Annotated in this window: 15 protein-coding genes; 6 read left to right on the top strand and 9 right to left on the bottom strand. The window is 68.2% G+C overall.

Annotated elements, in window-relative coordinates:
* Together OM977_RS07880 and OM977_RS07875 are read right to left on the bottom strand one after the other, a co-directional pair.
* The gene (locus OM977_RS07880; RefSeq protein ID WP_264356935.1) at positions 1–744 is read right to left on the bottom strand and encodes a DUF5998 family protein; all 744 of its coding nucleotides are present in this window, start codon (positions 742–744) and stop codon (positions 1–3) included.
* A gap of 82 nt (positions 745–826) precedes the next feature.
* Positions 827–3,550 (bottom strand): bifunctional acetate--CoA ligase family protein/GNAT family N-acetyltransferase, encoded by a 2,724-nt coding sequence (locus OM977_RS07875; RefSeq protein ID WP_264356934.1) that lies wholly within the window; start codon positions 3,548–3,550, stop codon positions 827–829.
* A 67-nt stretch (positions 3,551–3,617) separates the two neighbouring features.
* Here OM977_RS07875 and OM977_RS07870 point away from each other — a divergent pair, with 67 nt between their 5' ends.
* Entirely contained in the window at positions 3,618–6,155 is a 2,538-nt protein-coding gene (locus tag OM977_RS07870; protein ID WP_264356933.1) for a DNA gyrase/topoisomerase IV subunit A, read from the top strand.
* Between the two features lie 798 nt (positions 6,156–6,953).
* Here OM977_RS07870 and OM977_RS07865 read toward each other — a convergent pair.
* Positions 6,954–7,337: a VOC family protein gene (locus OM977_RS07865; RefSeq protein WP_264356932.1), complete on the bottom strand. Its 384-nt coding sequence runs from the start codon at positions 7,335–7,337 to the stop codon at positions 6,954–6,956.
* Positions 7,338–7,500: 163 nt separating this feature from the next.
* Here OM977_RS07865 and OM977_RS07860 point away from each other — a divergent pair, with 163 nt between their 5' ends.
* Entirely contained in the window at positions 7,501–8,019 is a 519-nt protein-coding gene (locus OM977_RS07860) for a DinB family protein (RefSeq protein ID WP_264356931.1), read from the top strand.
* Between the two features lie 14 nt (positions 8,020–8,033).
* Here OM977_RS07860 and OM977_RS07855 read toward each other — a convergent pair whose 3' ends face one another.
* From OM977_RS07855 to OM977_RS07840, 4 genes are read right to left on the bottom strand one after another with little or no spacing between them, the layout of a single operon-like run.
* Positions 8,034–9,050: a GNAT family N-acetyltransferase gene (locus OM977_RS07855; RefSeq protein WP_264356930.1), complete on the bottom strand. Its 1,017-nt coding sequence runs from the start codon at positions 9,048–9,050 to the stop codon at positions 8,034–8,036.
* Positions 9,051–9,072: 22 nt separating this feature from the next.
* The gene (gene cydD, locus OM977_RS07850; protein ID WP_264356929.1) at positions 9,073–12,756 is read right to left on the bottom strand and encodes a thiol reductant ABC exporter subunit CydD; all 3,684 of its coding nucleotides are present in this window, start codon (positions 12,754–12,756) and stop codon (positions 9,073–9,075) included.
* A 6-nt stretch (positions 12,757–12,762) separates the two neighbouring features.
* On the bottom strand, positions 12,763–13,812 hold the full coding sequence (gene cydB, locus OM977_RS07845; protein ID WP_264356928.1) for a cytochrome d ubiquinol oxidase subunit II: 1,050 nt from the start codon (positions 13,810–13,812) through the stop codon (positions 12,763–12,765).
* 36 nt (positions 13,813–13,848) lie between these two features.
* Positions 13,849–15,450, bottom strand: a complete 1,602-nt coding sequence (locus tag OM977_RS07840; protein WP_264356927.1) for a cytochrome ubiquinol oxidase subunit I — start codon at positions 15,448–15,450, stop codon at positions 13,849–13,851.
* Between the two features lie 401 nt (positions 15,451–15,851).
* On the opposite strand from OM977_RS07840, the gene OM977_RS07835 reads away from it, so the two are divergent.
* The 3 genes from OM977_RS07835 to OM977_RS07825 all read left to right on the top strand — a co-directional run bounded on the left by OM977_RS07835 (position 15,852) and on the right by OM977_RS07825 (position 17,818).
* Positions 15,852–16,277, top strand: coding sequence for an acyl-CoA thioesterase (locus tag OM977_RS07835; protein ID WP_264356926.1), 426 nt, complete (start codon positions 15,852–15,854; stop codon positions 16,275–16,277).
* 158 nt (positions 16,278–16,435) lie between these two features.
* Positions 16,436–16,822: a BlaI/MecI/CopY family transcriptional regulator gene (locus tag OM977_RS07830; RefSeq protein WP_264356925.1), complete on the top strand. Its 387-nt coding sequence runs from the start codon at positions 16,436–16,438 to the stop codon at positions 16,820–16,822.
* Between the two features lie 6 nt (positions 16,823–16,828).
* Positions 16,829–17,818 carry a M56 family metallopeptidase gene (locus tag OM977_RS07825; protein ID WP_264356924.1) on the top strand — a complete coding sequence of 330 codons (990 nt, stop codon included), beginning with the start codon at positions 16,829–16,831 and terminating at the stop codon, positions 17,816–17,818.
* A gap of 36 nt (positions 17,819–17,854) precedes the next feature.
* Here the strand turns inward: OM977_RS07825 and OM977_RS19625 are convergent, their stop codons facing one another.
* Positions 17,855–19,372 (bottom strand): M20/M25/M40 family metallo-hydrolase, encoded by a 1,518-nt coding sequence (locus tag OM977_RS19625; RefSeq protein WP_270103243.1) that lies wholly within the window; start codon positions 19,370–19,372, stop codon positions 17,855–17,857.
* A 126-nt stretch (positions 19,373–19,498) separates the two neighbouring features.
* A complete protein-coding gene (locus OM977_RS07810; RefSeq protein ID WP_264356923.1) occupies positions 19,499–21,607 on the bottom strand; it encodes a DNA gyrase/topoisomerase IV subunit B in 2,109 nt (702 codons plus the stop codon).
* 227 nt (positions 21,608–21,834) lie between these two features.
* On the opposite strand from OM977_RS07810, the gene OM977_RS07805 reads away from it, so the two are divergent.
* Positions 21,835–22,056 carry a DUF7455 domain-containing protein gene (locus tag OM977_RS07805; protein ID WP_264356922.1) on the top strand — a complete coding sequence of 74 codons (222 nt, stop codon included), beginning with the start codon at positions 21,835–21,837 and terminating at the stop codon, positions 22,054–22,056.
* Positions 22,057–22,182: the final 126 nt, after the last annotated feature.

Raw genomic sequence — 22,182 nt, 5'->3', positions numbered from 1 at the left:
TCAGCGCTGGTGGCCGCGGCTGAGGCGGTTTCCGAAGACGCCCATGCGGGCGCGCGGCGGCAGGCCGGGTCCGGTGTGGGGCGTGGGGGCGGAGGATCCGGTATTGACCGCGCGCAGGGCGCGGGCGAAAAGCTTGGCGTCCTGGACGGCCTGCAGCCCGTCGGCTTCGGCACTGATCCGCAGCACGATGTCCTCCTGGGCAATGGTTCCGCTGTAGCCGTGGTCCGCTTCGCATTGCGGATCGCCGCAGCTGGCCGGACCCATGTCGAGGCGTTGCCCGCCGGACCAGGCGATGGAGAGGGTCAGCTCGCGGACCGGGTCCGAGGACTTGTAGTCCTGCGGCTGGGCGTAGACGTAGCTGAGTACCACAGAACGGATCTGCGTCACCGGGACGGACTCCGTGGAGACCTGGGCAACGGTCTGTTCGCCGGCCTCGTCGAGTTGCTGGTCGTCCACGTGGGTGATGACCAGCATGTCCTCGGTCAGCACCAGCACGCTGATGTGGCGCCGGACCTCGGCCCGGTCGAAGTGTGTTTCGAGGTGGACGAGGTGGGCCACGCAGTCGCGGCCGTCCAGGGCGTCGGCGACCACGTCTGCCACGAGCCGCGGGTAGAAACCGGCCTGCTGGAGGGCGCCCTCCAGGCTTTGACCCTGCGCACTGTGGTCGTGCAGGCCGTGGTGCTGCGGACCCTGACGTCCGGAGACGGGCGCCGGGGAATGGGGTGTCGGAGGCTGGGAGCTCATGGTCTCCATTTTCACAGATCGGCTGGGGACATGCTAACCGCACCCTCCCCGCCGGCGTAAAGGGCGGACCGTCCGGGAGTGGTCAGCTGCGCATCGCCCGGCGCGCACTGTCGGTGCGCTGTGCCGCGTTGGCGATCCGGACGTCGGCGGAGAGGATCGAGGCGCCGTCGGGTCCGGCCAGGACCGGATTGAACTCCACCAGGGCGATCTCCGGATGGTTGTCCTTGAGCCGGGTGAGCCGTGCCGCCAGTTCCTCGAGGGCGGGGACGTCCACGGGCGGCAGCCCCTGGTAGCCGAAGAGTTTCCGCGAGGCACGCGGAGCCCGGATGAAATCGTGGAGGTCGGAGCCTGACAGCGGCGGGACGCGGTGTGCCCAGTCGTCGAGCAAGTTGACGGCATCCCCGGCCAGGCCGAAGGAAACCACCGGGCCGAGCAGCGGGTCCTCAATGGCGCGGAAGGTGCAGGCCTGCCCGACCGGCACCATCGATTGCACTTCCAGAGACGGGGAGCCGTAGCGCTCCAGCGACCTTCGCATCTGCTGCACGTTCAGCCGCAGGGACGCGGCGTCCTGGATGTCCAGGCGCACCCCGCCGAGGTCCAGCCGGTGCCGGAGGGCCGGGTCCGTGGTCTTCAGGGCCACGGGCCAGCCGAGTCTGTCCGCCGCGGCGACTGCCTCCTCCGGTGTATCGAAGCCTTCGGAGGGCACCACGCGGATGCCGTAGTGGCCCAGCAGCCGGGCGGTTGTCGCCTGGTCCAGTGAGCGCAACTGCTCACCGCCCACGCCGCGGAGCAGCTCCTCCAGCTCCGCGCGGGTCCCCTCCGGGTCGCAGCCATCGGGCTCCACGAAGAGTCCCTGGTCACGGTCCAGCCACTGGGCGTAGCGGACGACGGCGCCGAGGGCCGCGACGGCGGCGCCGGGGTTGGAGTAGCAGGGCACGCCGGCCCCGGCCGACACCCCAGCTCCGGCCCCGGCCGGCTCCCCCGCACCGGCACCGACCATGCCCTCCACGTAAACGGAGGGATCAAGGATGCCGCTGAAGGCGGCGACCACCGGCTTCCCCGCGGCCACCGAACATTCAGCCAGGACCCCGGCGATTTTCTCCACGGTCAGGCCGCGCGCCGGCAGCAGCGCCACGACGACGGCATGGACGGTCTGGACCATGAGCGTTTCCTGGAGGCTCTGGCGCAGCGCCGGCAGCGCCACGGACATGCCGGCGTCGAGGTCGACGTCGGTGACGATGCGTTCCACCCCGAGGCCCTGGACGGCCGCACTGTCCGCCACAACCTTCCCCAGGGCGCGGGAGTTACTGAAAACTGCAAGGCCGGACCCTCTGGGCAGCGGCTGGCTCGCGACGATCTGGGCGACATCCAGAAGCTGCTCGATGGTCTCCACGCGGATCACGCCGGCCTGGCGCATCATCGCGTCGACCGCCTCGGAGGGCGCCTGCGTGGTCCGCACGGCATGGCCGGGGGGCAGGTCCAGTCCCACTGCGTCGGACTTGGCCACGATCACCGGCTTGATCCGCGCGAGCCGCCGGGCCAGCCGGGAAAACTTGCGCGGGTTGCCGATTGATTCGAGGTAGAGGCCAACCGCTGTGGTGTCGGCGTCGTCCTCCCAGAACTGCATCATGTCGTTACCGGAGACGTCGGCCCGGTTGCCGGCCGAGAGGAAAGTCGAGATGCCCACCCGGCGGCGGCTGGAGGCGGCGTAGAGCGCGACGCCGATGGCGGCCGACTGGCTGAAGAGCCCCAGGCCGCCGCGGCGGGCCAGCGAGGGGGCCATCGAGGCGTTGAGCGAGACGGCCGGGTTGGTGTTGACGATTCCCAGCGAGGCCGGGCCGATCACGCGCATTCCGTTGGCGCGGGCCTGGCGGACCAGCTCGCGTTGCCGGGCCAGGCCGCGTTCGCCGTCGTCCGCGAAGCCGGCGGTGGCCACCACGATCCCCTTCACCCCGGCGGCGCCGCATTCCTCGACCACCTTGGGCACCTCGTCGTAGGGAACAGCGACGATTGCGAGGTTGACGGGGCCCGGAACTTCGGAAAGCCTGGCGAAGGACAACATCCCGGCGAGTTCCAGGGCCTCGGGATTGATGGCGTAGACCGGGCCGGTGAATCCGCCTTCGACGATGTGTTCGAGCAGCTGGTAGCCCACGGCGCCCCACTTGCGGCTCGCCCCGATCACCGCCACGGAGGACGGAGCGAGCAGTTCCTGGATGCTGCGCGCCTCGGCCCGGTGCTCACGGGATTCCATGACGGCGCGGGACTTGTCGGTGGGGTCGATGTTGAACTCGAGGCTGACCACGCCGTCGTCGAAATGGCGCTTGACGTCGTAGCCGGCGTCCGAGAACACCATCAGCATTTTGCGGTTTTCCGGGAGCACTTCGGCGCTGAACCTGCGGATGCCGTTTTCGCGGGCGGCGGCGGCGAGGTGTTCCAGCAGGATGGACCCGATGCCGCGGCCCTGATGCGCGTCGGCGATGTTGAAGGCCACCTCGGCCTCCGCCGGGTCGTCCAGCCGGTCGTAGCGGCCGATGCCCATGATCTCCCCGCCGATCGTGATCACGAGCGCCACGCGGTCCCGGTAATCCACCTCGGTGAACCGCTTCAGTTCCTTGCTGGACAGCCTGGACTTGAACGCGAAGAAGCGCATGTAGATGGACTTCTGCGATTGGCCCACGTGGAACGCCTGCACGGCATCGGCGTCGGCGGCGTGGATCGGCCGGAGATGGGCGGTTCCGCCGTCGCGCAGGACAACATCGGCTTCCCAATATTCCGGATATACGCCGCCCGCGGGCTGATCCACCATAGGCTTAGCCTAGTCATAAACTTACGCAGCACACGCTCAGTACCCCTCAGAAGGACCCACCAGCCTCATGGCACGCCGCCAAACAACGCCCCCGGCAGGGGAAGCCAGCCCCGATTCCGCAGGAACATTCACCGAGAACATCGTCGACATCGACGTCACTTCCGAGATGGAAGGGTCGTTCCTGGAGTACGCCTATTCGGTCATCTACTCCAGGGCGTTGCCCGATGCCCGCGATGGCCTGAAACCGGTGCAACGGCGCATCCTGTACATGATGAGCGACATGGGCCTGCGCCCGGACCGCGGCCACGTCAAGAGCGCCCGCGTCGTCGGGGAGGTCATGGGCAAACTGCATCCGCACGGCGACACCGCGATCTACGATGCGCTGGTCCGCATGGCGCAGGACTTCTCGCTGCGGTTGCCGCTGATTGACGGACACGGCAACTTCGGTTCGCTCGACGACGGCCCGGCCGCCCCGCGCTACACCGAGGCCCGGCTCGCGGCGGCGGCGCTGACGCTCACGGACCACCTCGATGAAGACGTGGTGGACTTCGTCCCGAACTACGACAACCAGCTCACCCAGCCGGATGTGCTGCCGGCCGCGTTCCCCAACCTGCTGGTCAATGGCGCCACCGGGATCGCCGTCGGCATGGCCACCAACATGGCCCCGCACAACCTGGTGGAGGTCATTGCCGCCGCCCGGCACCTGATCGACAACCCGGATGCCACCCTCGAGGACATCATGAAATTCGTCCCCGGCCCGGACCTGCCCACGGGCGGCCGGATCGTCGGCCTGGACGGCATCCGCGACGCCTACGCCACCGGCCGCGGCTCGTTCAAGACCCGGGCCAAGGTGGAGGTCGAGCAGCTCTCGGCCCGCCGCACCGGCCTCGTGGTGACGGAACTGCCGTACATGGTGGGTCCGGAAAAGGTCATTGAAAAGATCAAGGACGCCGTCAACGGCAAGAAGCTCACCGGCATCAGCGACATAGTTGACCTCACGGACCGCAAGCACGGCCTGCGGCTGGTGATCGAGCTGAAGAACGGCTTCAACCCGAACGCCGTGCTGCAGCAGCTCTACCGCTACACGCCGATGGAGGATTCCTTCGGCATCAACAACGTCACGCTGGTCGATGGCCAGCCGCAGACCCTGGGCTTGCTGCAGCTGCTGTCGGTCTACGTGGACCACCGCATCAATGTAGTGCGCCGCCGGACGGCCTTCCGCCTCGGCAGGAAGAAGGACCGACTCCACCTGGTGGAAGGCCTCCTCATCGCGATCGTGGACATCGACGAGGTCATCCAGATCATCCGGTCCTCGGACGAGGCGGCCGCGGCCAGGACCCGGCTGATGTCCATCTACGACCTCACCGAGATCCAGGCCAACTACATCCTGGAACTGCGGTTGCGCCAGCTGACCAAGTACTCGCGCATCGAGCTGGAAAAAGAGCAGGACGAGCTGCGCCGGGAGATCGCCGAGCTGGAAGCCATCCTGGGCTCCAGTGAGCTGCTCCGCGCCCTGGTGTCCTCCGAGCTGGCCGAGATAGCCACCAAGTACGGCACCCCGCGCCGCACCGTGCTGCTTGAGTCCGAGGCCGTCTCCCCCACCGTCGCGGCGGCGCTGGCCGCGCCCGGCGCAAAGGGCAAGGTTGCCCCGCTGGCGCTGGAAATCGCGGACGACCCCTGCTGGGCCATCCTCACCGCCTCCGGCCAGATTGCCCGCACCGCCAACCAGGACAGCCTGGCCGAGGCCGGTCCGCGGACCCGGCACGATGTCTTCACGTCCGTGGTCAAGACCTCCGCGCGCGGCGAAATCGCGGCCGTCACCTCCCAGGGCCGCATGCTGCGGCTCCAGGTGATGGACATGCCCGCGCTGCCGCCGACCTCGGGCACGCCCAACCTGGCCGGCGGCGTCCCGGCCAAGGACTTCATCACCCTGCTTAAGGGCGAATCGCTCGTGGCATTTGCGCCGCTGGACGAAGTGCTCGCCATCGGCACCGCGCAGGGCGTGATTAAGCGGGTCCAGCCCGACTACCCCCTGAACCGCGAGGACTGGGAAGTCATCGCCCTCAAGGACAAGGACACCGTGGTGGGCGTTGCGCCCGCCGGGTCCGACGACGTCGACCTCGTCTTCCTGACGCAGCAGGCGCAGCTGCTGCGCTTCGGCGCCGCCGCCGTCCGTCCGCAGGGACGGACCGCCGGCGGCATGGCCGGGATCAAGCTGGCCGCCGGGGATAAGGTGCTGTTCTTCGGCGCCGCCGCGCCGGAGGACTCCGCCGCCGTCGTCGTGACCATCGCCGGAACCAACGGCGCCCTGCCGGGCACGGCACCGGGCGCCGCCAAGGTCACCGCGCTGGCCGAGTATCCGGCCAAGGGCCGCGCGACCGCCGGGGTCCGGGCGCACCGTTTCCTGAAGGGCGAGGACACCTTGCTGCTTGCCTGGGCCGGGCACGGCCCGGCGAAGGCGTCGTCGCTGGCCGGCGTGGCGCGTTCCCTGCCCGGCGAGCACGGCCGCCGGGACGGTTCCGGCATCCCGCTTTCGCAGGCTGTCGACGCAATCGGTCCGAGCATGGCCTGGGCCGATGTAGACGCTATCGAGGCTGCGGGCTAGGGGCGCGCCCGGGCCGAGGCTGCCGGCGCCGGCGCCTGCCGGGTTATAGGGCTTCAGGGCGGCACGGGTCGCGGGCTGCATCGCGGGCTTCAGGCCACCCGTTTGCCGCAAAAGGCCGCACCTTGCGCCCGCCATTGGACACAAATGGCCGCAAAGAGGACCGCCATTGCGGCCATTTGTGGCGAATGGCGGTCGCAGCTCCCCCGGAGGCCCGCTGTTACCCGCCATCACGACGGCGGACCCACGGCGGGACTTGTGACTTCGACTTCGACTTCGAGGTGAGGTGCCATTGTCGGCATGGGCTGCAAAAGTGGGCCTGAGTGGGCGACTTTCGTCCCCGCGTCGAGAGCGCTCTTTGCACTGCCTGAAGGGCGATTTTGGCAGACCCGAGTGTTTGTTAGGGGATTTTCGAGCAAACGGACATTTTTTGGTCCTGAATTGCAGCGACCTCGGCGCGCCCTATGTCACGCCCAACTCGAGGGTGCACACCTCTATCGATGCTTGGCCCATGGTTGGAATCGAAGGCTCATACCCTTCGGGCGCCACTTGCCGGAAGCCTAACCGGGCGGCAGGTTATGCGCCAGGCACGTGCGTGGACTGGACCTGGGGCGACGCCGCCCGGGCCGCCAGCCTCAGGTCACGGTCGCCAGCCTCGGGTCACGGGCCGCCCATTTGTCACAAACGGCCGCAACGAGGCCAGCCATTCGCCACAAACGGCCGCACCCGGGCCGCCAATCCGGCCATCTGTGGCAATAGGTGGGCGCCTGCTCCCCGGAACGTCCGACACTTGGCCGGCGCCTAGGGCATGTAGTTGAGGCTCAAGATGTTGCCCTCAGTGTCCAGGAACCACGCGGCCGCGGAGCCGTCCGGCATCGTGGCTATGCCGTCTTCCGTCTTCAGACCCGGGAAATCGTAGTCCTCGAAGACGACGTCCCTGGCCCGGAGCTCGGCGATGGCCGCCGGGAGGTCATCGACCAGCCAGCCGATCTGCGTATTCTTGGCTGTCCCGGCGTTGGGCGTCTGGTACACGAAGAAACTCGTGCCCGAGCCGCATCGGTACACCAGGTTGTCGTCGGCGTCCGGGTTCTCGGGTTCGAGCCCCAGCTTGTCGCGGTAAAAATCACGCGCACGGGCGATGTCTGCCGCCGGCAGGATGGCGCCGACCCGCTGATCTTTGAGCATGGCTGTCCTCTTTCCAGGCCCGCCCCCCGGTAGGAATCTTACTCCTTCGGGAGCGCACGAACCCGGGTAACCATGCCCGGTTTCCTGCCCGCTTTCGTGCCCGCTGCCGGCAGCGGGCCAGCCTGCTTCAGCGGAGCGGGAAAAATGCCTCTAGACTGCGTGAATGCCTATCAATCCCGATACCAAGGACTGGACCTGGGTGCTGCAGCGCCCCTGCCCGGAGTGCGGATTTAACGCCTCCGCGGCGACCCCTGCGACCGCCCCCGGGGTAGTGACCGGCATGCTCCCACGGTGGCGGACGGCCCTGCAGCGTCCGGACGTCGCTGCACGCCCGGATGACGACACCTGGTCCGTGCTGGAGTACGCGTGCCACGTCCGCGACGTGTTCACCTTGTTCGACCAGCGGCTGACCCTCATGCTGACCGACGATGACGCGCGCTTCGACAACTGGGACCAGGACCAGGCGGCCGTCGAAAAAAATTACGCCAGCGCCGACCCTGCCGCGGTGGGCGCCGAACTTACCGCCGCGGGCGAGCGGATCGCGGCGTCCTTCGCCGGCGTTCCGGAGACGCACTGGGGCCGCAAAGGGACCCGCAGCAACGGCTCGGAATTCACCGTGCTGACCTTCGCGCAGTACTTCCTGCACGACGTCGTCCACCATCTCCACGATGTGGAGGGGTAGCGCATGCAGAGCGGCTACAGTTCCTTGTCCCAGGCCATGCTCCGGTTGACGGCCACGTAGCCCATCTTGGTGTAGAGCGCCAGGGCTCCGGTGGGGTTCTCTGAGTCGACGTCGAGCGAGGCCTTGTCCAGGCCGGCCGCGGCGAAACGGCGCATCGCGTCAGCCAGCAGAGCCTGCGCGATTCCCCGGCCGCGGAATTCCCGGCGCACGCCGAGCAGATCCGTGTAGCCCTCGCTGAAACCGCGAGACACCGCGCCTTCGGCGTCGTGGCTGGCCAGCTGGTAGCCGGCGACCCGGCCGCTTGAGCGCTCCAGGACCACCGCGCTCAGGTCCGGCCGGGCCAGGGGGTCGTGCACCACGAAGCCCCAGCCCTCCTCGTCCCGCGGCTCGCTGCCCCAATTGCCCCGGAACACGTCGTTATGTGCCAGCCGGACCGCTTCATGCAACTGCGGGCCGAACGTCACAAGCTCCAGCTCGTCGTCCAGCTCGACCTCGGGGAATCCGATGTCCAGGGGCCGGTGCATCTCGTTGTAGTAGCGGACAACCTGGTAGCCCGAGCCCGCAAAGAGCGCCGCCTGATGGTCGTGTTGCTGTTCCGTATGGAGTCGCAACCTGGGTGGCCGGTCGGCACTGGCCGAGCCTGCCCTGGCATCCTCGGCGAAGCGTTCGCGGGTCCGCTGTTCCATCCAGCCCAGGAGGCCGGTCCCGATCCCCCGGCGCTGCCACCCGGGGTCGACGCATCCGAAGCCCACCGCTTTGTCCCCGTCCGGGTTTTTGGTGATCCGTCCGTAGGCGCGCGGAACGCCCTGCCGGTCCCGGCCCAGGACGGTGTTCGCGGCGGCCGGATTCACCTTTGATGCCAGGATCTGCGCGAGGTCGTCGCGGCGTTCGAACCAGACGGGCAGTTCGACGGCGGCGGTCCGGGCAATCAGCGCGGCCCAGTCCGGAAGGTCCGTAGTTCCGGCGGGGTGCCAGCTCAGCCCGGCGGCCAGGCTGGCGCGGGCGTCGGCGGTGCGGCCGTGTCCATCCATGGGCTACAGGCTAGCCTCCCGCTTATCGTGGCGCCAGCAAGGCCCCTGCCGTGGCCGCGGCCGTGCCCTCTCCGGCCCGGTCCCGCTCCAGGCGGTTTAGGTTCCGGCCAGCGTCCCGGCCAGCGTCCAGGTCCAGGCGGCTGTCGGCGGCGGCGATGTCCTCGGGGTTGTGCGTCACAAGAACCACGGTGCGGCCCTGGAGGCCATGCCGGAGTTCGGCCAGCAGGGCCCGGCCGGACTCCGCGTCCAGGTGGGCGGTGGGTTCGTCGAGCAGGATCACGTCGGCGCCGGTCAGCAGCGTCCGGGCGACGGCCAGCCGCTGCCGCTCCCCGCCGCTCAGGTAGGCGCCGCCCGGGCCGATCCGGGCGTCCAGGGCGCTGCCGGCTCCGCTGCCCGCAGCGCTGTCCAGCCGGGCGAGAAGGGGGCCGAGGCCCACCGCGGCGAGGGCGTCCTGCAACCGCTGCTCCAGCGGCGGGTGCCGGTCGTCCTCCGCTTGCGGCGGAAGTCCGAGCATCAGATTGCCGCGGATCGTGGAGTCGAAGAGGTGCGCCTCCTGCGGGCACCAGGCAACCCGGCCGGTGACGGCCAGCTCCCCGCTCCGGACCGGCAGGAAGCCCAGGAAGGTGGCCAGCAAGGTTGATTTTCCGGAGCCCGAAGCCCCGGTCACGGCGAGCCACTGTCCCGGTGCCGCCGTCGCGGTAAGCCCGCCGAAGACCTCCGGACCACCGGGCCAGCCGGCGGACAGCGCCCGCAGCCGGATCCCCGGTTGGCCGCCCGGCCGGGCCGGCACAGGCACGAGGCCTCCGGCCGCCAGGCCCTCAGGTTCCCGGCCTCCGGCCGCCAGGCCCTCAGGTTCCCGGCCGTCGCGGTCCTGGCCGTCGCGGTCCTGGCCGGGCGCGTCCAGCACGCCGGCTGCGCTGATGCGCCGCAGTACGGTCCGGAGCGCGGGGTACTGGCGGACCGCCGTCGTGATCGCGGCGTACGGTTCCACGAGTGCGAGCTGCAACAGCACGACGACGGCAACGATCGCGGGCTCCACCGCTCCGCCGAGGGCCAGGGGCGCGGCCAGCACGGCGCTGGCCATGGCGGCTGCCCCGCAGGCCAGCACCGTGAGGCCCTGGCCGAGCCCCTCGGCCCAAGCGGACCGTTGGGAGGCTACCGTTGCGGAGCGGTCTGCCGTGGTGATCGCCGCGAGCACGGGGGCGGAGATTCCGTTGGCGTGGAGTTCGGCGCGGGCGTCGAGGGCGGCCGCGACTCTGCGGAGCACCCCGGCACGGAGCCGCTGTTCCGTGTGGACGGACATCCGGTCCGCTGCGAGGGCCAGCGCAGGAGCACCGACCAGGCTCAGCAGGGCGGCGGCGATCATGGCGGGCAGGGCCACGGGCAGCAGCAGCCCGGTCCCGGTGAGGGCCGCCGCCGCGACGGCCACGGCGGTCAGCGGCGGCAGGACCACCCTCGGCAGCAATTCCCGGACCGTGTCCACGTCGTCGACCACGGCGCCCAGGACGTTGCCGCCCTGCAGGAGTCGGCGCAGCGAGAGGGCGCGGCGGCTCAGCGATTCCCAGAGCCGGCCGCGGAGCCGGGTCAGGGCGGCAAAGACGGCGTCGTGCAGCAGCAGCCGCTCGGCGTAGCGCAGCGCGGCCCGGCCGACGCCGAAGAAGCGCACCCCCACGATCGCGGTGAGCAGGTAGAGGATGGGAGGCTGTTCGCTCGCCCGGATGATCAGCCAGCCGGACAGGCCGGCGAGGGCAACGGCAAAGAGTGCCGCCAGCGTGCCGACAGCTCCGGCCGCAGCGAACCTGGTCGAAACAGGTGCCAGCAACCGGCGGAGCTGGGCCGCCGGCGAAGCGCTTGGAACGCTACAGGCGGGGTCTTCGGGTTGCCGTTCCGGCGATGGTGCCGGCACCGGCTGGGACGATGGGAGCGGCGCCGGCTCCGGCAGCGCCGCGGGCAGTGCTGCAGGCAGTGCTGCAGGCAGCAACGCCCGCATCGGTGCCTGAAGCGATGCCGATCCGACCTCCCCGACCGTTGGCCGGGCAGGGGACGCGGCCGCCGATCCGGGGGTGACGGGCACGAGGTCATCCGCCAGCTCGCGGGTCTGCCGGTCGTGGGCCACGAGCAGTACCGTGACCGTTCCGCGCAGCGCGTCGATGGCACCGCTGACGACGTTGGCGGATTCCCGGTCCAGGTGGGCGGTGGGTTCGTCGAGCAGCAGCACGGTGGCCCCGGCCTCGATCCGGGCCAGGCCGCGGGCCAGCGCCACACGGCGCAGCTCCCCCGGGCTGAGTTCGGCGGGGTGCGTCGTGGCGAGGTGCCCCGCGGCGCACGCCGCCAGGCAGCGGCGGGCAGCCTCGTCCGTCTCCGCCGCGGGCCGGTCCGCGGAATCGTCCGCGGGCCGGCCCAGGTACAGCCGCAGCTCGTCCAGCACCGTCGGGGCGACCATCACCGGGTGTTGCGGCACCCAGGCGAGCTCTGCCCGCCTGAATCCGCCAAGCCGACCGGTGACGGTGGTCCCGCCGCCCGCGCCGATGGTCCCGGCGAGCACGCCGAGGACCGTGCTCTTCCCGGCCCCGCTGGCCCCGGTGAGCGCGGTGATCTTGCCGGGGGCAGCGGTGAAGCTGAGCGGCCCGACGGCGGGCCGGATTCGCCCGCCGTAGCTGACGGCCAGCCCGGTCACGGAGACGGCCGGCGGCCCCGCGGGATTCGCCCGGCTGGAAGCCCCGGGTCCTGGGGCAGCGGCGGACGCAACGCCCGCGGGCCGCAGCGGCTCGGCTTCCGGCGCGCGGAGCACGGCGGCGGTTTCCGCGAGCGCAGCGCGGCCCTCGTCGCTGGCGTGGTGGGCGGTCCCCAGTTCCCGGAGCGGGAGGTAACAATCCGGGGCCAGGATCAGCGCCAGCAGCCCCGCTTCCAGGCCCATGTCCCCGTTGACCAGCCGGACGCCGATGAACACGGCCACCACGGCCACGGAGATGGTCGCTATGAGTTCCAGCGCCAGTGCCGAGAGGAACGCGGTGCGCAAAGTTCCCATGGTGCGGGAACGGTATTCCTCCGAGATCTCCTCCAGGGCCTTGCGCTGGGCGGCAGCCCGGCCAAGTCCGACCAGTACCGGGAGGCCCTTGGCGAGCTCGAGCATGTGGCCGGAGAGCCGGGCCAGCGCCGACTGGGCCTCCCGGACCCGGTCCTCGGTATAGCGCCCGATCAGCACCATGAACAACGGCACGAGCGGCACGGTCAGCACGATCACCGCGGCACTGATCCAGTCGGCGAACAGGATCCGGGCCCCGAGCAGGAGCGGGATCGCCGCGCAGTTCACCAGGGCCGGCAGGAACTGGGTGTAGTAGCTGTCCAGGGCGTCCAGTCCGCGCGTGGCCAGGATGGCGAGCCCGCCGTCAGACGGGCCCGCGGCGCGGATGCCGTTACGCAGCGCCCGTTCCAGCAGTTCCGAGCGCAGCTCCTCCTTCACTCCCAGAGCGGCCCGCCTCGCGGCGACCGCCTGGGCCCAGACCGTCACGGAGCGCAGGACCACCCCGGCGAGCCCCCAGACCAGCTGCTCGTTCCAGGCGGAGTTGTGGGCCATCAGTCCCGCGAGCATGGCGGCAACCGCCTGTCCCATCAGCACGAGGGACAGTGCCTTGAGGGCTGCGAGCACACCCAGCAGGTAGAGCGCGGAGCGCGTCGCAGGCCCGGACGGGAAGGGCGGTCTCATTGGCAGTCAGTCCTTGGGGGCCAGCGCTTTGGCGGCGATCGCGGGGAGGAAGCTGTGGGCTTCGGGGATGTGGGCGGCACTCACCCGGCGCCGGAACACCCAGTAGGTCCAGGCCTGGTACGCCAGGACCAGCGGCAGCCCGACACAGGCCACGATACTCATCAGCCCCAGCGTGTAGTCCGAGGAGGAGGCGTTGAAGATCGTCAGGTCGAACTCCGGGTTGAGCGAGGAGGGAAGCACCACGGGGAACGCGGCGCCGAAGATCGAGGCGCTGCCGAGCAGCAGGAACGCGCCGAGGGCCAGGAACGCCCTGCCCTCCGCACCGTGCCGGGCGAAGAACCAGGAAAGGACCGCAGCGGCCACCGCAGCAGCCACCGCTATTGCCGTCCAGGCCTCGCCGCTGAGCAGCTGCAGGCTCACCGCCCAGCCGGCGAGCGGCAGCAGCAGCACCGGCAGCAGCCGGACGAACCACCGCCCTGCGCGGACGCGGACGTCGCCGTCGGTCTTCAACGCCAGGAAGGCGAGGCCGTGCAGGAGCGAAAACCCGACCACGGCGAGCCCGCCGAGAACGGCGTAGGCGTTGAACCAGGCAAACGGGCCGCCCTCCCGGTCGCCGTTGGCGTTCAGCGGGAGGCCCGTGGTGGTGAGCGCCAACAGGGCGCCGACGCCGAAAGCTGCGGTAAGCGAACCGGCGGAGATGGCCCAGTCCCAGCGTGCCCGCCACTGCGGGGTGTCCACCTTGCCCCGGTATTCAAAGGCGACGGCGCGGAAGATCAGCGCAACGAGGACCACCAGCAGCGGCAGGTAGAGCGCGGAGAACAGGGAGGCGTACCAGAGCGGGAACGCGGCAAAGGTGGCGCCGGCCGCGGTCAGCAGCCAGACCTCGTTGCCATCCCAGACGGGGCCGATCGTGTTGAGCAGGACGCGGCGTTCGGTATTGTCCCGGGCGAAGCCTTTCATCAGCATGCCGACACCGAGATCGAAGCCCTCCAGAAAGAGATAGCCCGTCCACAGCAACGCGATGGCAATGAACCAGATGGTGGGAAGCAGTTCCATGCTGAGTATCCTCTGCGTTTCTTTGGTGGCGGGTGCTTAGTAGGCGAAGGCCAGGACGTCGTCGTCCGGTTTGCCGGAGCCCTGCGGGCCTTTCCCCGGCGTCTGGTCTTCGTTCTCATCGGCCGGGGCGTGGGCGAGTTCCGGCATGGCCGAGACCACGCCGCCGCGGATGTACTTGACCAGGAGCTTGACCTCCACCACCAGCAGCGCCGCGTAGACGGCGGTCAGCACCACCAGCGAGGCCATGATCTCGCCGGCGGAGACGCCCGGCGAGACGGCCGCCGCGGTGAACATGAAGACCTGGTCGATCCCGCTGGGGTCCGGGTTCGGCGCGACGACGAAGGGCTGGCGTCCCATTTCGGTGAAGATCCAGCCGGCGGCGTTGGCCCCGAACGGAGCGAGGATGCCGAATACTGCCAGGCGCATGAGCCCGCGGGAGGCCGGCACGGTTCCCTTGCGCGTGACCCACAACGCCACGAGCGCCGCGAGGGCCGCGACGCCGCCGAAGCCGATCATCATCCGGAATCCCCAGTACGTCACCTCCATGACGGGCACGTACTGGATTTCCTGGCCGGCGCGGTCCCCGTAGATGGGGTTGTCCGGCAGGTGCGTGCCGTAGTCGGCCTTGTACTGCTCGAGCAGGCTGTTGACGCCCTTGACCTCGGTGGTGAAGTCGCCCTTGGCCAGGAAGGACAGGATGCCGGGGACCTCGATCACGGCCACGATGTCGTCGCAGTTTTTGGTGCCGAGGTTGCCGACGCTGAGCACGGAGAAGCCCGTGCCGTCGTGGCAGGCGGCCTCGGCGGCGGCCATCTTCATGGGCTGCTGTTCAAACATGAGCTTGCCCTGCAGGTCGCCGGTCAGGGCGGTGCCGGCGAAGGAGATCATGGCGACGACGGCGCCGATCCGGAGCGAGCGGATCCAGACGGCGTGGTCGGCCCGGTCCCGTCCGGGAACCGTCGATTCGCCGGGGACCACCTTCCCGTCCGCACCCACCGTGTCAATCCCGTCATGGCGGCGGCGCCACAGGTGGTACCAGGCGATGCCGAGCAGGAAGGCACCGGCGACGGCGAGGCAGCCGAAAAGGGTGTGCGGTACGGCGACGAGCGCGGTGTTGTTGGTAAAGACCGCCCAGGCGTCCGTCATGACCGGCCGGCCGTCGATCATCTCGACGCCGACGGGGTGCTGCATCCAGCTGTTGGCCACGATGATGAAGTAGGCGGAGAAGGCCGAAGCGACGACGACGATCCAGAGGCAGGCGAGGTGAACGGCGGGCTTGAGCTGTTTCCACCCGAAGATCCAGAGGCCCAGGAAGGTGGATTCCACGAAGAAGGCCAGGAGTGCTTCCATGGCGAGCGGCGCCCCGAACACATCCCCGACGAAGCGGCTGTATTCACTCCAGGCCATGCCGAACTGGAACTCCTGCACGATGCCGGTGGCAACGCCCATGATGAAGTTGATCAGGAAGAGCTTGCCCCAGAACTTGGTCATCCGGAGGTACTCCGGCCGGCCGGTGCGGTACCAGAGCGTCTGGATGACGGCGACCACCAGGCCCAGGCCGATGGTGAGCGGCACCATCATGAAGTGGTAGACCGTGGTGATTCCGAATTGCCAGCGTGCGATTTCCAAGGCGTCCAAGGCAGTCCCTACTTTTGGCTAGGTCCAAGACTTCTACGTGGCGTAGAAATACTTCTTCTACAGAGTGTAGAACAAATCGGCACGTTTCCGCATCCGCGGAACCCGGCGGCGCGGCACGGCCCCGGCTGGATCGCCTGCCCGCCCCTGCGACGGCGCCTCATGCTCAGATGATAGGTCCGCGTGGCTCGCGGTGCCTATGGCCGGCCCGGTCCAGGCTGTTTGACCTGCGCGCACCGCCGCAGCCGTGTCCGCCTCCTTTGTTGCAGGTCATTACCCGGCCCGAGCGCGACAAATCGGTGCTCAGTCGCCAGTACACCTTGAGGACAGTCCAGACGTTCACGGCCGGATCTCCACCCACGACACACTGGGTCTTTCGTTTTGGTGTCAGCTACTCTCGCCTCATGGAATCGACTGACATCAGCTTCCGCACCCGAAAATGGGTCCGGCCCGAAGACCTGAATGCCAACGGCACACTGTTCGGTGGCAGCCTGCTGAAGTGGATTGATGAGGAAGCGGCGATCTACGCCATCATCCAGCTTGGTAACGGCCGGGCCGTCACCAAATACATATCTGAAATCAACTTTGTTAGCTCCGCGGTCAAGGGCGATTTGATTGAGATGGGGCTGACAGCCACCAACTTTGGCCGGACGTCCCTGACCATGCGCGCCGAGGTCCGGAACATGATCACCCGTCAAAGCATCCTCACCATCGAGGAGCTCGTTTTTGTGAACCTCGGCGTCGAGGGCAAGCCGGAACCTCACGGCTACGACAAGATCACGTACGACCGGGACAGGATCCCCACGCATCACCTTCGGGAACTGCCGTAAAGCCCGCAAGTATGCGCGGTGCGGCGGCGCGCCGGACAGGTTGTTCTACCGGATGTAGAAAGAATGCGCAAAACGCGGTAAATTTGAGGTTGAAGTGTTAGCAAACCACCCGGAAGGCAGTTCAGCCGACCCCGGGGGCCGTCAAGAAGGACGTACCAATGGCAAGTCTCGGTGAACTGGAACGGGCAGTGATGGATCTGCTCTGGGCAGGCCAAGAGGCTGCAACGGCCAATACGCTGCGGGATCTGCTGGCGCAGAGCACCCGCGCGGAGGGCGGTGCCGCGGGGCATGAGGGCAAGGATCTGGCCGTCACCACGGTCCTGACGGTCCTGTCGCGCCTTGAGCGCAAAGGGCTGGTGGAACGCGAGCGCGGCACACGGCCGCACCGCTACCAGGCCGTGTCCAGCCGGGCTGACCACACGGCCGAGCTGATGCACGAGGTCTTGGGTTCCGCGCCGGACCGGGAAGCCGTTCTGGCGCGTTTTATTGGTTCGGTCTCCGACACGGAAGCGGAAACGCTGCGCAAACTGCTGGGCCGCAGCTAGCGCACGATGTTCTGGACCTCATGGTTTCTGGCGGTCCTGGCGATAGTCCTGGCGTGGCCGGTGCCTATCCTGCTCTCGCGTGCCCAGTGGCCCGCGCGGTCCCCGTTTACGGCCATGCTCCTATGGCAGGCGATTGCCCTTGCTGGCGGTCTGTCGATGATCGGCGCCATGCTGGTCTACGGGCTGGAGCCCGCCGGGGAGAACCTGCTTGCGGGGCTGACGTCCCTGGCGGGGATGGTCCTGCACAACGCGCCCACCACGGTACTTGGCTTCTGGCACATCTTTGCGCTCTCGGCGGCGGCGCTGCTGACGGCGCACCTCGTCTTCACCCTGCTGCTGACCTATTACAAGATCCAACGGCAGCGTCGCCGGCACCGTGAACTCCTCGCCCTGCTGGCCTCGCCTTCCGCGGACGGTCCGAAGACCATGGTGCTCAACCTCGACTCCCCGGTGGCCTACTGCCTGCCGGGCGGCGCACGCTCCGTCACGGTCCTCTCCGACGGGTTGATGGCGGCCCTGGAACCCGCCGAGCTCCGGGCGGTCCTGATCCACGAGAATGCCCACCTCAGCCAGCGCCACCATCTCCTGCTCTGGGCCTTCGCCGCCTGGCGCCAGGCACTGCCGTGGCTGCCCACCACGCGGCTCGCGCAGGAAGCGGTCAACTCGCTGATCGAGATGCTCGCCGATGATGTGGCGCTGAAGACGGAGAGCAAGGCAACACTGATCAGGGCCATCGCAATCGTGGCCAGCGGCTCCCCCGGCGCACCGGGAACTCCGCTGGCGTTGGGTGAACCGGACCTGGCCGACGTCGAACCCGACCAGCCCGGCGCCATCGGCGGGACCGGTTCGGCGCGCACCACCGCCTCACGGGTCAGCCGGCTGCTGTCCCCCCAGCCGCCGCTGCCCGAGCCGCTGCGCGCCGCTGTGCTCGCAGCCTGCCTGCTGCTGCTGGCCGTGCCCACGGCGCTGCTGATCGTCCCGGGCTTCCTCGGCTGAAGTGGGCGGGGGCGCTACCTCAGTCTGCTGTGTCCCTTACCGCAGTCTGCTGTGCCCCTTGAATTTGAGTTCTGTGAGGCTCTTACCCGTGGCCGTGCCGCTTACCGCCGATTTGGTCTGAGCGAAGGTCAGCGTCGCGTGTGCGATCGCGTCGGCCATCTGGTCGAGCACCGTGGTGTTGACGTTCGCGATGGTATCGCAGGCCGCGTGGTAGCAGGGGTCGTGCGGCGCGCCCGCCGTACCGCCGAAGACAGCTGCCTCCTCCGGTGTCTTCAGGTCCTCCGCGCCGGTAAACAGGCCACCGGCCGGAATCCCGTTCTCGATGAAGCCAAAGTAGTCCGAGCGCCCGTCGAAGGCCGTCGGCGCGGCCGGCAGTCCTTGGGACGCGAAGTAGTCCAGAAAGACCTTTTCAACGACGCCGGATCCAGCGGGGCCAGCCGCTCCGTAGGACGAACCGTCGCCGTCGTATACGTATCGGACGTAGTTCGGCGAGCCGACCATGTCGAAATTCAGGTTGACGGCGTGGTCCTTGATCTGACGGTCGGAGAGCTGGGAGACGTAGTAGTCGGAGCCGATCAGACCGTCCTCTTCGCCGCCCCAGAATGCGAACCGCACCCTGTTCCTGGCTTTTTCGTGGGTCTCCTTGAACTGGATTGCGGTTTCCAGGATGGCGCCCAGTCCGGTGCCGTTGTCGTTGATTCCGGGTCCCTCGCCGACGGAGTCCAGATGCGCGCCGACCACCACCTTCCGGTCGGCACGTCCTCCCGTATCGGCCAGGATGTTGAACGACTTGATGCGGGTGACGGTGGCATCAACGGCCAGGCGCAGAGTCGCAGCGCCGAGGCCGGCAAGCTCGGCGCCGTTGTCAAAGGTCGTGCTGACGACGGGGACCTTGGCCTGGGGAGCCTCAAGGGTTCCGCCGAACAGGCCCATGCGGTCATCTCCCGGAACCACATCGCCCTGATTGAAGACGATGACGCCGGCCGCCCCGGCTGCCACGGCGTTGTCCACCTTGTCCCGGAATCCGCAGGTGCCGCGCTGGATGAGGGCGATGTGGCCGGACCGGAAGCCCCGGAAATCAGCTTTCTCGCAGCCGCTCGTCGAACCGCGTGCGCCGGCAAGGTTGATATCCACGGCACTGACTTGGGCAGTCACCTCGCCGGCTCCGGAATAGTACATGTCCAAAAACCCGTCCGCGGCGCCGTAGCCGTAAGTTCTCGGCAGCGGGGAGATGCGCTCCAGCGCCGCAGCCACGAACCCGTACCGGCTGTACGTGAACCGCTGGCGGACCGGTTCGTAGCCGGCGTCCTTGAGTCGATCCTCGATGTAACGGGCCGATTTCTCGTAGCCCCGTGTTCCGGCAGCGCGGTTCCCGCCGTTGGCATCCGCGACTGCCTGCAGCGCCTTGAGGTGGGACAGAATGTTTTCTGCGGACACGGCAGCCCTCAGCGCCCCGGAGTCCGTTCCTGCGTCGGCGGCAGCGGGCGGTGCGAAACCGACCGCCAGCCCCATAGTGGCGGCGATGGCCGCAGCTCTGATATTCCGGTGCCTCATGGGAACTCCTGGATTTGCGGAATCCGGGTCCGAGCGTCCGTGTCCGGATCGGTGACAGAAACACTATCCGAAGGTGGAACGGCGCGTAAGGGGCAGACGTCCCGCCTGCGCAGCGTGGACCCGGAGTCAGGCGTCGATCCGCTCCCGGTCCAGGCTGGCCGCGCCGGCAATGATGAAATCCTTGCGGGGTGCGACGTCGGAACCCATCAGCAGGTCGAAGGTTTCCTCGGCCTGCTTCGCGTTTTCGATTCCCACCTTGCGCAAGGTGCGGTGGCGCGGGTCCATCGTGGTCTCGGCCAGCTGCTCCGCGTCCATTTCGCCGAGCCCCTTGTAGCGCTGGATCGGCTCCTTGTACCGCTTGCCTTCCTTGGCGAGACGGGCCAGCAGCACGTGCAGCTCCGCCTCAGAATAGGTGTAGATCATCTCGTTGGCCTTCTGGCCGGCGTTGACCACCTCCACCCGGTGCAGCGGCGGGACCGCGGCGAAGACGCGGCCTGAATCGATCATCGGACGCATATAACGGAAGAACAGGGTCAGCAGGAGGGTCCGGATGTGGGCGCCGTCGACGTCGGCGTCCGTCATGAGAATGACCTTGCCGTAACGGGCGGCATCGATGTCGAAGCTCCGGCCGGAACCAGCCCCGACAACCTGGATCAGCGCGGCGCATTCGGCGTTGGAGAGCATGTCCCCCACCGAGGCCTTCTGCACGTTGAGGATCTTGCCGCGGATGGGCAGGAGCGCCTGGAAGTCGGAGGAACGTGCCAGCTTCGCCGTTCCCAAGGCGGAGTCACCCTCCACGATGAACAGTTCGGAGCGCGCAACCTCGTCCGTGCGGCAATCCGCCAGTTTCGTGGGCATGGAGGAGGTTTCCAGGGCGTTCTTGCGGCGCTGGGTTTCCTTGTGCACGCGGGCCGAGATGCGGGACTTCATCTCGCTGACGACCTTTTCCAGCAGCAATGCGGACTGGGCCTTGTCGTTGCGGTTGGCGGAGTTCAGCTTGGCGTTGATCTCCTGCTCCACCACCTTCGCCACGATGGCGCGGACGGCGGAGGTGCCCAGGATCTCCTTGGTCTGGCCCTCAAACTGCGGTTCCGCCAGGCGTACGGTCAGGACCGCGGTGAGGCCCGCGAAAATGTCGTCCTTTTCGATCTTGTCGTTGCCCGCTTTGAGCTTGCGGGCGTTGCTTTCCACGGCCTTGCGGAAGGTCTTGAGCAGGGCTTGCTCAAAGCCGGACTGATGGGTGCCGCCCTTGGGCGTGGAGATGATGTTCACGAAGCTGCGCACGGTGCTGTCGTAGCCGATGCCCCAGCGGAGGGCGACGTCCACTTCGCAGTCCCGTTCCACTTCGGCCAGCTGGCTGTGGCCCTTCTCGTCCAGGACGGGGACGGTTTCCTTGAACTTGCCTGCCCCGTGCAGCCGCCAGATGTCCGTCACCGCGGGGTCCCCGGCAAGGAACTCCACGAACTCGGAGATGCCGCCGTCGTGGTGGAAGACTTCCTCATGCGGGCCGGACTCCCCCGGGGTCCCGGCAACCTTGCGCTCGTCCCGCACGGTCAGTTTCAGGCCGGGGACCAGGAAGGAGGTCTGCCGGGCGCGGGCGGCGAGTTCGTCGTAGGAGAACTTGGCGTCCGGGGTGAAGATCTGACGGTCCGCCCAGTACCGGATCCGGGTGCCGGTGACTCCGCGTTTGGCCTTTCCGACGATGTCCAGCACCGAACCATCAATGAACGGTTCAAAGACGGTCGCCGGGTCCGGTTTGGTGCCGGGGTCCTTGAACCGGCCGGGCTCGCCCCGGCGGAAGGACATTTTGTAGGTCTTGCCGCCGCGGTCCACTTCTACGTCCAGCCGGGAGGACAGCGCGTTCACGACGGAGGCGCCCACGCCGTGCAGGCCGCCCGAGGCTGTGTAGGAACCGCCGCCGAACTTACCGCCTGCGTGCAGTTTGGTGAAGACCACCTCGACGCCGGAGAGCCCGGTTTTCGGTTCGATGTCCACCGGGACGCCGCGGCCGTCATCGTGGATCTCAACTGAGTTGTCCGCGTGCAGGATGATCTTGATGTCATGGCCGAAGCCGGCGAGGGCCTCGTCGACGGAGTTGTCGATGATCTCCCAGAGGCAGTGCATGAGGCCGCGGGAGTCCGTGGAGCCGATGTACATGCCCGGGCGCTTGCGGACGGCCTCGAGGCCTTCCAGTACGGAGAGATGCCGGGCGGTGTAATCAGAACTTGGTGCCACGGGGCGGAAACTCCTTGAGGGACGGAACAGTCAGCACATTTTGAACGCTCCTACTAGGGTAGTCGGAGTGCCGCCCTGCTATGGGTTGCCACTCCCTTCCGCGGCCCGGTGCCGCTTCTCCCGTTATCGAGACGTGATACGCGCACAGCGAAAGTGGGCCATCCTTGCGATGCTTTGGCTGCGAATGCTGGTTATATAGGTATACCGAACTACCAAGGAGGCCGAACATGACAACAGCAGTTGCGGACCGCACACTCACCACCGTTGACCGGTGCGATCGTTGCGGTGCACAGGCGTATGTCCGGGTTGTTCTCGGTGCCTCCGGCGGTGAGCTTCTCTTCTGCGGCCACCACGCACGGGCCGTAGAACCGACACTCAGGCCGCTCAGCTCTGACTGGCACGACGAGACCGGACGCCTGCACGAGAAGGCGCCGCTTCCGGTCGACTAGACCACATGCAGTCAGCTCAACGCCTGGCCGGCCAGATGCCGAAGAGCCGGGCCGTGACCTGAGACGCAGCAGACGAGGGCCCCTCCGTTCGGAGGGGCCCTTTTTGTCGGCCGGAACAGGCTGGGT

The sequence above is a fragment of the Pseudarthrobacter sp. MM222 genome, assembly GCF_947090775.1.
GTDB lineage: Bacteria > Actinomycetota > Actinomycetes > Actinomycetales > Micrococcaceae > Arthrobacter.
Note: the sequence above shows the minus strand (reverse complement) of the source record. Positions and strands in the feature narration are given on the sequence as shown.